Here is an 11913-nt window from a genome sequence, read left to right on the forward strand (position 1 = left end):
CAATGACAAAGCCATTTTCACAAGCATGTGAAAACAATAAAGGGCCAATTTTAGAGCATTTAAACAGCGCGTTAAAAAACGTTGAAACAGTATTAGAAGTTGGTTCTGGAACAGGTCAGCACAGTGTATTTTTTGCTGAAAAATTACCTTATCTACAATGGCATACAAGTGATCGTGTCATTAATCATGAAGGTATTAGGCTATGGCATAGTGAAGTTAATTTAGCTAATTTACATGCCCCTATTGAGCTTGATTTAAACCAGCCATGGCCTATCGAAAAAGTAGATGCTATATATACCGCGAATACATTTCATATTGTAAGTTGGTTGTTAGTTGAGCGTTTTTTTGACGGGGTTAAACGTCACTTAAATGATGAGGGGATTGTGTGTATTTATGGTCCTTTTAAGTACAAAGGTGAATACACTAGCCAAAGCAATCAAGAGTTTTGCGCCTTTTTAACTGAGCGAGATCCTTTAAGTGGTATAAGAGATTTTGAAGCTGTTTTATTATTGGCTAAGCAAGCAGGGCTTTCGCTTATGAGCGATCATGCTATGCCAGCTAATAACCAGTTACTCGTTTTTAAACGGCAATAACGATGTGCACTGTGCTTTGTAAAGTGCAATATGCTGGCGTTCTCGAGACAGGTAATCTTCAATTGCACTGCTAAAGTCATTGTTAACAATATGGTGGGCTGAAAAAGTAGTAACGGGTTCAAACCCCCTCGCTATTTTATGCTCCCCTTGTGCACCTGAATGAAAGCAGTCGAGTTTATGTTTAATAGCAAATTCTATCCCTTGGTAATAACATAGCTCAAAGTGAAGTGCGTCAATATTTTCGCTTGCCCCCCAGTACCTGCCGTAAAGTGTGTTTTCACCAATTAAACTGAGTGTTGCAGCGATGACTTGACCGTCTTTTTTGGCAAGCATAATAACCAGCTGCGATGCCATAAGTGCATGCAAAAGGGTAAAAAATTCACTGTTTAGATAGCCTAAATGTCCTGAGCGTTTTAAATAGGTGCGCTGATAAAATTCGCAAAACAGCTGCATTATTTCAGGTGTAATATCTGAACCCTTTAGCCATTCAATAATAATATTTTGATGTGTTATTTTAGCGCGTTCTTTTTTTAGCGATCTACGTTTACGCGAGTTTAGCGTTGTTAAAAAGTCGTCAAAAGTATCAAACCCTTTATTAAACCATTGAAATTGAACGCCCTCTCTGAGCATCGCTTGCTGCTTAGTGAGTAACGTTGCTTGTGTTTGGTCGCAAAAGTTTATATGCCAGCCAGACCATCCTTGCTCAATGCTGTGTGTGCAGAGCTGCTCTGTAATATAGTTGTATACGTCGTTGTGGTTTGTGTGATGAATGGCAATACGTTTACCTTCAATTGGGCTAAATGGCACGCCTGATAGCCATTTGGGATAGTAATGCAAACCATTTTTTTCGTATGCTTCAGCCCATGCCCAGTCAAATACATACTCACCATAAGAATGGCTTTTTACATAACCAGGTGCAAGCGCTATTAAGTTACTCCCTTCATATACAGCTAAATGATAGGGCTGCCAGCCACTTTGCTGTGTTACACATTGGCTTTGCTCTAAGGCGTATAAAAAGGCATGTTGAGTAAAAGGTTCATCACCAAAAAAAGCATGCCATTGCGCTTGGTCTATTTCATTAATATTTTTAAACCATCGATGAGAAAAGCTTTTCATGATGCCGACCTTGTAAATATTGCGTGCTTAATTGTGCGCTCTAACTTGTAATTTTATTGGCACTTAATTTACTTCTAAGCTTCAATTTATTTTTTCAGAGCTTTAAGTAGTCACGTATTAAAGTGATTTTTACGATGCGATTAGGCTATTGTGTTATTAAACACCACGAGTGACCATAATAACTCAGTCACGTAGCGTGATGGTAACAATTTTTTGGGTGCTATTTAGTAACTGTTTTTACAAACTGACTCAAGCACTCGGTCAGTTTTGCAAGTTCTATGGGTTTTGCTAAATGTTCGGTAAAGCCTGCTTTTTTAGCTTTAATTTTATCTTCTGGCATGGCATCAGCTGTTAGCGCAATGATGGGTAATGTGTGTTGCGATTTAAACGCTCGAATTAATTCTGTTGCTTTATAGCCATCCATAACAGGCATTTGGCAATCCATTAATACCAAATCAAAATGTTGTTCTTTGATTATATTTACAGCTTCTTCACCATTTTCAACCAAGTGAGGAATGATACCTAAAGATCCCAACATCGCTTTTATTACCATTTGATTCACAGGATTGTCTTCTGCGACCAAAATATTTAAAGACGTAATATCAATATCTTTTGATATGGCTTCTGGCTCTATATCTGGCTCTGATGTTGTTAAGTTAACGGCAAACGTAAAGGTTGACCCTTCACCCAGCTCGCTTTTTAAATTAAGTGTTGCTCCCATTAGCAAACATAGTTCTTTAGCTATTGTTAAACCAAGGCCTGTGCCACCAAATTTTCGAGAGGTTGAACTGTCAGCTTGGGTAAATGCGTTAAATAAGGTGTTGTGTTGGTTTTTTTCAATACCTATGCCAGTATCTGATACTGCAATGCTTAGTTTTACCTTATTGGCAGACACAAACTCTGTATCTATATCGAGCGTAACGCTTCCTTCGTTAGTAAATTTAATCGCATTACTACATAAATTAAGTAGTATTTGTTCTATGCGCATTGCATCGCCTAAAAACCAGGTATCTACAGGTAAGTTACATTTGAGAATCCATTCAATGTTTTTATTTTTCGCACTTTGCTCAAACATTGTGTCAATGCGCGTTACAAGTGCTTTTGGATCAAACGCAATGGACTCTAGTATTAAATGTTGTGACTCTATTTTTGAAATATCAAGAACGTCGTTAATTAGGTTTAATAGACTGTTTGAAGAGGAGTAAATTTTTTTAATGTAGCTGAACAGCTTTTGAGCATCATCACCTCTTTTCGCAAGTGACGATAGGCCAATAATGGCATTTAATGGGGTGCGTATTTCGTGACTCATATTGGCTAAAAATTGGCTTTTAGCGCTATTGGCTAAGTCAGACTGTTTTTTGGCTTTTACCAATGAGCTTGTTCGTTCTGCAACTTGGCGGCTAAGCGCTAGTTGCTGCTGGTTAAATAGCATTAACACTACAATAATAAGTAAACACACAGCGGTTTGTAGCATAAGTAAAAATAAAGACATTTCAATGTTTTGTTGTGAAATGTAGTTTTCTTTAAGTGCTAATTTTATTACCCATTGCTGACCTCCAAAGTTAATATTGAATGACATTAACTGGCTTTGGGTTGCTTGCTCAAAGTTTTGAGAGTCGTTACTGTAAAAGGCGGGTTCGTTGTCAAATTCAAACACATCAATAGAAAACATTTCAGATTGCTGCTGTGTAATAGCTTGTTCAATAATTTTATGGGCCAAAAATACACCGGTGGCATAACCCTTTATATTTTCATTTTGACCATAAACAGGCGCAAATAGTAGATAGGCGGGTGTTGGTGTTTTTGTTTGGACTAATTGAATGATTTTAGTGCTGATAGGTAAATATTTGATAGCTGGATTTTGCAAAGATGCTTTTCGATCTGGGTTTGAATATACATTAAAGCCAACCGCCTTTTGGTTACTTTCTAAAGGAGCTATATATTTAACAACCACTAGAGGGTCATCATCTTCGAGAGGATCACCAACAATGTTTATATTTTGCCGATAAATTGTTGACATTGTATTACTGAGTGTTTGGCGCTGCGCTTGTGTTATTTGTACATTCCAAGACAATGCTTTAATAAATGAATGCTTTTCAAGTAGTTTATTTGCTGAAGCGTAAAAGTCTTGCTCATTAAACTCAGGTGATGATTGTACTTGGCTTGCTAAGCTTTGCACGGCGATAATACTTTGATTTATATACCTGTATAAACTGTTTTCAATAACTTCAACTTCTCGCTCTGCAATTTTAATTGTATTTTTGCTGTTTTCGCGTTCGTAAATTTGTGCTGTAAGCGCCACAGATATAAATAAAATAGAGCAAACTGCAATGGTTTCATAGGCTAAGACTTTGCGTTGTCCAGGTGCTTTGGGCAGTAGCGACAATAAAAAAGGTGAGGCAATAAGTACCCCTAATATATCTCCTAACCACCAATAAATAACATGAAGCCAATGGTCCTCAATACTATAAAGTGGGTTAAAGTTACTTAACGCAAATACACCAATATTTGATGATAGTAAGCTTACTAAAACAGCAACTACAGCAATAAAATAAGCAATGTATTTTCGTTTACGAAAATAAAGCGGATTTCCCAACCAATACCTTAATATTGCGGCACCGACCATAGCTTGGATAATAACGCCAAGGGCAATGTAAATGGCCTGAGTAAACGTATTGCCGACCAGCATTATTTCATGAGCTGAGTTGTCGAATATATTTAAGTTAAATGCAATTGCTGCTGCAAATAAAGGCGGTATAAAACGCCACCACCATATATAACAACCAACTAAAGCAATACCTGCCGGTAGCCAGATAGGGACTATTTGCGAGTTAAATGCAAACGCAGTAAGTCCAACGCCCAGTAAGTAATAAGCGAGGGCGAATAATATGTAGAAAATAATTGATTGAGAGGTTGAGGCGAATATTTTCACATAATATCCATATATCTATGTTTCTGTTTAAGAAATATCAGTATAGCTAACAACTTTGTATTTGCCGTACTTTTATAGCGGAAGCTGCTTTTTAGTGAACGACTGCTTAAGTACCACCGTTGACTCTATATTCGCTATGCAGCTCAAACTACCTAACCGATGTTTAACAAATTGTTCATAGCTTTCAAGATCGTTAGCAATAATTTTTAGTAAATAATCATAGCTACCTGATATTACACTGCACTCTAATACATGAGGTAGCTTTTCTACCGACTGTTCAAATAAGTCTGCCGCGCTAACAGAATTTTGATTTAGCCTAATAAAAGCATATACCAATACGTTCAGTTCAAGTTTTTTAGGATTAATTGACGCGTGGTAGCCCGTAATAACATGCTCTTTTTCAAGTTTTTTGATTCGCCTTAAGCAAGGCGTATCAGACAAGCTAATCGTATTTGCTAAATCTGAAACCGGTATTCTGGCATTTTCTTGTAGTGCTGTGAGTATTTGCTGATCTTTTTTATCTAACATTTATTGTTATCTATTTTTAAATTTTTAGTGATTATCACTAATTATAGACACTTTCACTTTGTTTTTTGATGATTTACGCTCACGTTACTCTGTTAGCATTTAAATATAAAAATAATAGAGCAAAATAATGAATACACATACGGCCACATTTGATGATTGGATACGCACTGAGTTTGTAGAGATAAATACTGAATTAGAGCTGCTTTATTGGCAGCAATTCGATAAAGCAAATGTTGAAGGTGTTGGTGAGAAATTAAAGCAACAATTAAAAAGGCAAGGCAATGTATTAATTTCACACTTGTTAGCAGAAGGAAATACCGATCAAGGGTTTGATCGTGCATTTGATTTATTAGGCAATGTTGGATTATTCATGGCTGCATGTCGCCGCCATGAAATAACTGAGCCCAGTAGAGAAACTACTTCACCTTTGGTAGAGGCATCGGCATTGGCAATGCATATTGGTGCGTCGATTGGTGTAACACCGCGGTTTGCTACCGCGCATTTAACCACCCACAATAAAGCTGTTAATGGCACCTATAAGCGCTTTACTAATTTACCTGATGAAAAACTTTTTTTAGATTATAACACTCAAGGTATTTTAGCCTACAAGCGAGCAAGTGATGCCTTATTAAAGATAGTACCACTGGGTATTTCGCACCCTTTGTGTGGTGAATTACTAAAGGCTGCAAAGTACGCGCTCATTAATGTAATTGAATCTAACAATGCACTTTACACACAATTAGATACAGATCGTTTTTTTAACTGCGTTCGCCCTTACTACAAACCATACCGTGTTGGTAAAGAGATTTATCGAGGTGCAAACGCAGGCGATTTTGCCGGAATTAACGTAATTGATATGTTGCTTGGTCTTTGTAGTGCAAATGAGCCAAGCTACTCACAAATGCTGGTGGATAAGTTTTTGTATATGATGCCAGAAGATCAGCAAATATTAAGAGAATCAATGCGAATACAAAGCTTTATGGACGATTTTTTACAGGCGCAGCAATATAAAAATAGCAACTGGTTTAAATCACATGGAAAGCTATTTATGCAAGTATGTAAGTTACATGGTGACACAGCAATCGGACATCATAACCAGTTAGTAGAAAAATTTATTGCGCAACCGTCAAAGCAAATGCAAGAGCAACATTTAAGTAAAGTAACGGCAAGTGGACCGCCACTTCATGTATTACTCGATTCGTTAGAAAAGTTGAGGGATAGACGCGCAGCGGCAAAAAGGGACGATATAAAAACGCGGTTTGATGATCTCAATTCATTAAAAGAGTGGGTGAAGTAATATGCTTAAAAATGATTTTTGTATATCTGAAGGTTGCTACTTTTTAAGCCACTCCGTCGGCAGGCCACTAAAAAGTTCTCAACAGTACTTTACAGAGCATTATCTATCACCATGGCAAGATTCAAATAAAGAGCCATGGCAACAATGGTTACCTCAAATAGATGCGTTTACTTCTGCACTAGGTAAGTTATTTAATTCGCCAAGTTCACAATTTTGCCCGCAAGTTAACTTATCAAGCGGTTTAACTAAGTTAGTTATGTCGCACCCTCAATTACAACAAGCACGCTGCAAAGTGCTTATGGCACAAAGCGACTTTCCAAGTATGGGGTTTGTAATGCAAAAGGCGTTACCGCCTTGTGCAGAAATACTGTTTATTCCTGAAGAGGAAAATCTAAGCGATATAGCTGTATGGGAGCGTTATTTAACATCCGATATAGATATGGTGTTTGTAAGCCATGTTTATTCAAATACGGGGGTTCAAGCACCGATAAGCGATATTGTACTACGCAGTAAGATGACTAATAGCCTTTCACTAATTGATGTGGCGCAATCTGCTGGAGTGTTGCCTATTGATTTAACAACGCTTGATGCCGATTTCATGATTGGCTCAAGTGTTAAATGGTTGTGCGGCGGGCCAGGTGCAGCCTACTTATGGGTTAATCAAAACCAGCTGGAGCAGTGTAAGCCAAAAGATGTGGGGTGGTTTTCTCATGAAAACCCCTTTGAGTTTAATATTAACCATTTTAGTTATCATCACAGCGCGCTGAGATTTTGGGGAGGCACCCCTTCTATAGCCCCGTACGTGATTGCTGTAAATAGTATAAATTACTTTGCAGATCTGACAGTTAGAAAGGTAAGAGAGCATAATCTCGCGATGATTTCGAATATTCATCAGCATTTAAGTGAATTTGTTGTGTCACCAATACAAAGCAATCAATGTAGTGGTACCGTTATTATGTTTTTTAAGAATAAACAGCAGCAAATATTAGCAGCGCTGGGTAAAGCAAACATGAGTGTTGACGAGCGCAAATACGGAATACGAGTCTCACCGCATATTTATACAACGGAAGAAGATGTAAACGCGCTTATCAATACCATAAAGCAAGCGCTTAAGGAATTTGACTAAGCAACTGCTTTCGTTGACGTAAAGCATCTATTTGTTGTTGTGTTCGCGTAACCTTTGATTCATATGCGCTGGTAATTGGCGCTGTTTTTTTAGCAATGGCGTCAGCAATAGAAGAGGCGCCTAACCGGTTAGCCTGATCTTGTGTAACATAGCTGGCTTGCTTTACTTGCTCTTGGTAGGTCTTTTCTGTTTGTTTAAGTGTTAATTGTAGCTTGCTTATTTCACGTTCTATTTGCTGAACTTCTAAAAAATTGTCTACTGAACTATCGGTAACATTATTTGTTTGAGTGGGGCTTTTATAGGCTTCAATTATATTGATTTCTTTTAGTGTGACCTGTTCGGCATCTTTTGAGCAAGGTGTTTGGCTAAAGGTAGGAACACCTTTAATTACACACTTGTATACCGTTGTATTTTGCGAAAAAGAAAAAAAAGGTAGCGCTGTGCATGTAATTAACAATATGAACCTGTTCATAGCAAACCTTAAGTGGCTATCGTTTTAGTAATAATGCACTAAGTCATAGCGGGTTACAATTTGTTTAATTTTTATAAATTTTAGGCACAAAAAACCACAGTTAAGTGGTTTATATCTAGCATATAGTGGAGAAAGGGGAATAGACTTGCTTTCATCCATGTAATCAATCGCTGTGCGACGCTTGCAGCGGCCCAAAATGTTCCAGACATTTTGTCGAACCCTGTCGAGGGTCTCACCGTCCAATTTAGTATTAGTGTTAAAATTTAGGCACAAAAAAACCACAATTAAGTGGTTTATATATAGTATATGGTGGAGAGGGAGGGATTCGAACCCTCGATAGAGCTACAAACTCTATACTCCCTTAGCAGGGGAGCTCCTTCGGCCACTCGGACACCTCTCCAACGCATAACCGGTTGTATTGATGATATAAAAAACCACCAACTAAAATATGGTGGAGAGATAGGGATTTGAACCCTAGATAGGCTACAAACCTATGCCGGTTTTCAAGACCGGTGCATTCGACCACTCTGCCATCTCTCCGTGACGCAGAATAATACTTAGGTGATGGGGGTGTGTAAATAGCAAAATGTCTGTTTGCCTAAAAAATAGACGTAAATACGTGTTTTTTTACAAATTAGGGGAAATTAAGGCAATTATTAATAAAATAAAGAGGTTGCAGCAAACTGTGGGAGCTAAAAAAGAGACTTTTTAGTGGTTGGGTGTTTGCTGCACCGAATAAATAACCATGGTTGGGTGATTATTTATATTGCGCTGCGCCGCCAAGTGCTAATTTTTTACCAAGGGTATTAAGCCTAGCTAGCATTTTTGCTTTTCGGTTGGTTGGTTTAACTGCAATTTGTGTGTTTGCTGTTTGGTTTAATGTATTTATTGGGTTCATCACTTGGCTCCGGTTTAGGTCTGTTGAAAACATGCGCATTTTGCATGCAAAGCGTACAAAAATAAAACGATAAAAATTACCTGTGAGGCATTAGTTATTTTTATCTGAAGTAGTGGTTGTTAATAAAATGTTTAATTATATTTTTTCTGTTTTTTAATTTTTATTTCACCCTGATCTTTTTTAGTTTGTTGTTTTAATTGTATTTTTACTGATTTTGTTTTTTATTTATGCATATTCGATTATTTTAAATGGGTAATTATTCAGATTATTTTATTTTGGTTTTTAATTGTTATTTTTGTGGTTTTTTTATAGCAGCTAGTGGTTATGCTTAGTGCATTAAAAATCGTCGTTAATTTGATATTTAAAATAGTAATTGACTTAAAAATACGATTTTTTAATAGTGTGCTTCTCTAATAAATAAAAAGCGCCTGCTATGAGGCAGGCGCTTTAGTGTTAGTTACGTTTAAACGTGTCTAACTGGGGATGGAGCCTCTCAGCTTTTTGCTAAGGGCATAAATTTTGAAGCAAATTGCTTGCTGAATATTTTAGTCTTGCTTAGCCACTAAAAATTGGATGATTAAATCTTTAGTGTGATCAAAAACAGGGGGGCATATGAGTTAAATTTATGTCCATAAAACGCTGCTTTTATCTTTATTGTTTATAACGATAAATAACGAACGCAGTCTATGTTTGTATAAAGCCATAGAGTTGTTTACTTAGGCAAGTACTAACTAGACCAATGGCCCTTATTCTGAGCCGAACAACATAAACGAGAAAAAAGAGACAGAACAGATACAAAAAAGCAGCATTCAATAAAATAAAATGCTGCTGAAGGGATGTTAAATATAGTGAGTTAATTGCGGGTTATTTAACGTGTTTAAAGGTAAATAATTGATAACCTTCTAGCTCAGGAACTAACGTTACTAGCTGCTCTTCTTGTTTTGCAATTTCAGCAAAATTACCGCATAACGAATTAGCTCGTTGCTCTAAGTTGTTCGCGTGTAACTCTACTTTCTCTTCAATTTGTGCGCCCATATTTTCCATGCGTTCTTCGAATGCATCCATATCGCCGCCAGAACCTAATAACTCCGATCCAAGCGCGACCAGGATACTACCCATAGATTGCATGACTGCTGATTCAACGGCTGTTTCTATTTGATTTTCAAACTGATGCTCAAAGTTTTCACCAAATTGGTTAAAACTTTGCTGGCCCATAACAAAGGTGCCTTCTTGATAAAACGTGTTTTCTACTTCTACGCGTATATCGTCCATTAACGATGACATATCGTCTAAGCCATTAATGTTAAATGCATTACCGACTTCTTCTAAAGCAACACCGGCGATTTTTACGCCGTCTAATGCAATATTAGCGACTTCGGGTAGCTGTATACGTAAGCTATCAGAGTATTGAGTAAGAGCTTGGCGTTGTGAGTTATTAAGCGCTACAAACTCACCGTTTACCATTAAATCGCCATTGCTGTTGAATTGCATAGCTTGGTTTTTTGCTGTAAAAATTTCTAGTTCGTTTGGCTTGATGCGAACATCATTTTTAAACTCTACGTCGCATTGATCGTTGCTAAATGAAATTGTTGAATCATTATCGTTGTGTGCCATAGCAACAGGTGTACAGATTAATGCGCTAACTAATAGTAATTTTTTCATGTGATGACTCTATTTTTTGTTGATAACAAATAACTAATAACAAGTTTGGTGCCACTATTTTTTAATCAACAAAAACAATGACTTGCATTTCATGCTAGGTTTAAAGGTCTGTTTGGTTTTTATTATTAGACTATATTTTGGTGAAATTAACCAATGAATATAAATTTATAAAAAAAATTTATCGATACGATAAAAAACTCTCACTTTCCACAATTGCAATTTAGCGCTATTTATTCACATTAATGACATGAAGGCTATTTACTATGGCTTTGTGGCTTTACTTTGATGCTAATTTGCACAGCATATTGGTGTTAAATTTTTTAATTTACCAATTACATTAATTAAAGCGTAATTGGTCTCAAACACTTTATGGAGTGGGTTGTGGGTAAGACATTTAGTTACGATGCGCTAGATGATGATTTTGTTGAAGACGAATACGAAATGGTCGGTCGAAATCAACACGATAAAAATAAGCAAAAGGTTAAGAAAAAGTTGGAAGACTACCTTGAGCAAAAACGCTTGCGCAAAAATCTAGGCGAAGACGACTTAAGCGATTACATCGATTAAATCGCACTAGTATAATTACAATACCAATTAATAACGGCGGCTAGGTGCACAAAAAAGTGCGCTTAAGCGGTTGTTACATTGGCAATAAAGAGGCTATGTGCCTCTTTATTACTTTTTACTGCGTGCTTTTAGCCTTACTTAATGCTTTTTGTATAGTGAGCTCTATCTTTTCTGGCTTAGTAAAAGGGGCATAGCGCTTAATTGGCGTGCCATCGGCTGCAATTAAAAACTTAGTGAAATTCCATTTTATTTTTCGAGTTAAAAACCCCGGTAATGCTGATTTTAAAAATCGAAATACAGGGTGTGCATTTTTACCATTCACATCAACTTTGTCTGTTATTAAAAAGCTGACTCCGTAATTTATTAAGCACCCTTGCTCTATTTGCGACGCATCTCCAGGCTCTTGTTGGCCAAATTGATTGCACGGAAAGCCTATAATCACAAGTCCTTGACTGGCGTACTTTTCATGAAGCGCTTGTAAAGATGCGTACTGGTAGGTAAATCCGCATTTACTTGCAGTATTAACAATGAGTACAACTTTTCCCTCAAAGTCATCAAAGTTAATAGGTTGGCCTTGTAGACTTGTTGCGCTTAATTGATGAAACTTTTGCATGGTGGCTTCTTATTATTGTTGTTAGGCATACTTTAACGCGGTAAAGGTTTCACATAAAGTATAAAGTATACTCGTGACGCGAGATATGTGACCTAACGGCCTTGGTATA

11 protein-coding genes and 2 tRNA genes are annotated in these 11913 nt (G+C 37.0%); 4 read left to right on the plus strand and 9 right to left on the minus strand.

Annotation, left to right across the window (positions count from 1 at the left end; translation table 11 throughout):
* The first annotated feature begins 2 nt into the window (after positions 1-2).
* Positions 3-593, plus strand: coding sequence for a DUF938 domain-containing protein (locus MTP24_RS00255; protein WP_243532189.1), 591 nt, complete (start codon positions 3-5; stop codon positions 591-593).
* Here the strand turns inward: MTP24_RS00255 and MTP24_RS00260 are convergent.
* The 3 genes from MTP24_RS00260 to MTP24_RS00270 form a co-directional block, all read right to left on the minus strand.
* Positions 570-1709, minus strand: a complete 1140-nt coding sequence (locus MTP24_RS00260) for a GNAT family N-acetyltransferase (RefSeq protein ID WP_243532191.1) — start codon at positions 1707-1709, stop codon at positions 570-572. The genes MTP24_RS00255 and MTP24_RS00260 overlap by 24 nt on opposite strands.
* A gap of 220 nt (positions 1710-1929) precedes the next feature.
* Positions 1930-4641 (minus strand): ATP-binding protein, encoded by a 2712-nt coding sequence (locus MTP24_RS00265; protein ID WP_243532193.1) that lies wholly within the window; start codon positions 4639-4641, stop codon positions 1930-1932.
* 72 nt (positions 4642-4713) lie between these two features.
* On the minus strand, positions 4714-5169 hold the full coding sequence (locus MTP24_RS00270) for an Lrp/AsnC family transcriptional regulator (RefSeq protein WP_243532196.1): 456 nt from the start codon (positions 5167-5169) through the stop codon (positions 4714-4716).
* A gap of 127 nt (positions 5170-5296) precedes the next feature.
* Here MTP24_RS00270 and MTP24_RS00275 point away from each other — a divergent pair, with 127 nt between their 5' ends.
* Complete coding sequence (locus MTP24_RS00275) at positions 5297-6466, plus strand: monodechloroaminopyrrolnitrin synthase PrnB family protein (RefSeq protein WP_243532198.1); 1170 nt, start codon at positions 5297-5299, stop codon at positions 6464-6466.
* Between the two features lies 1 nt (position 6467).
* The gene (locus MTP24_RS00280) at positions 6468-7592 is read left to right on the plus strand and encodes an aminotransferase class V-fold PLP-dependent enzyme (RefSeq protein WP_243532200.1); all 1125 of its coding nucleotides are present in this window, start codon (positions 6468-6470) and stop codon (positions 7590-7592) included.
* Here the strand turns inward: MTP24_RS00280 and MTP24_RS00285 are convergent.
* From MTP24_RS00285 to MTP24_RS00305, 5 genes are all read right to left on the minus strand, one after another.
* Positions 7576-8064, minus strand: coding sequence for an RNA-binding protein (locus MTP24_RS00285; protein WP_243532202.1), 489 nt, complete (start codon positions 8062-8064; stop codon positions 7576-7578). The two genes, MTP24_RS00280 and MTP24_RS00285, sit on opposite strands and share 17 nt — an antisense overlap.
* A gap of 307 nt (positions 8065-8371) precedes the next feature.
* Positions 8372-8464, minus strand: a tRNA-Ser gene (locus tag MTP24_RS00290).
* Positions 8465-8513: 49 nt separating this feature from the next.
* Positions 8514-8604: transfer RNA gene (locus MTP24_RS00295), tRNA-Ser, on the minus strand.
* A gap of 217 nt (positions 8605-8821) precedes the next feature.
* Positions 8822-8962 (minus strand): hypothetical protein, encoded by a 141-nt coding sequence (locus tag MTP24_RS00300; protein ID WP_008128321.1) that lies wholly within the window; start codon positions 8960-8962, stop codon positions 8822-8824.
* Positions 8963-9826: 864 nt separating this feature from the next.
* A complete protein-coding gene (locus MTP24_RS00305; RefSeq protein WP_243532204.1) occupies positions 9827-10624 on the minus strand; it encodes a YggN family protein in 798 nt (265 codons plus the stop codon).
* A gap of 381 nt (positions 10625-11005) precedes the next feature.
* On the opposite strand from MTP24_RS00305, the gene MTP24_RS00310 reads away from it, so the two are divergent.
* On the plus strand, positions 11006-11191 hold the full coding sequence (locus tag MTP24_RS00310; protein WP_010558095.1) for a hypothetical protein: 186 nt from the start codon (positions 11006-11008) through the stop codon (positions 11189-11191).
* A 115-nt stretch (positions 11192-11306) separates the two neighbouring features.
* Here MTP24_RS00310 and MTP24_RS00315 read toward each other — a convergent pair whose 3' ends face one another.
* Positions 11307-11804, minus strand: a complete 498-nt coding sequence (locus tag MTP24_RS00315) for a glutathione peroxidase (protein WP_010558094.1) — start codon at positions 11802-11804, stop codon at positions 11307-11309.
* Between the last annotated feature and the right edge of the window lie 109 nt (positions 11805-11913).

It is taken from the genome of Pseudoalteromonas sp. APM04, assembly GCF_022809815.1.
Taxonomy (GTDB): domain Bacteria; phylum Pseudomonadota; class Gammaproteobacteria; order Enterobacterales; family Alteromonadaceae; genus Pseudoalteromonas; species Pseudoalteromonas marina.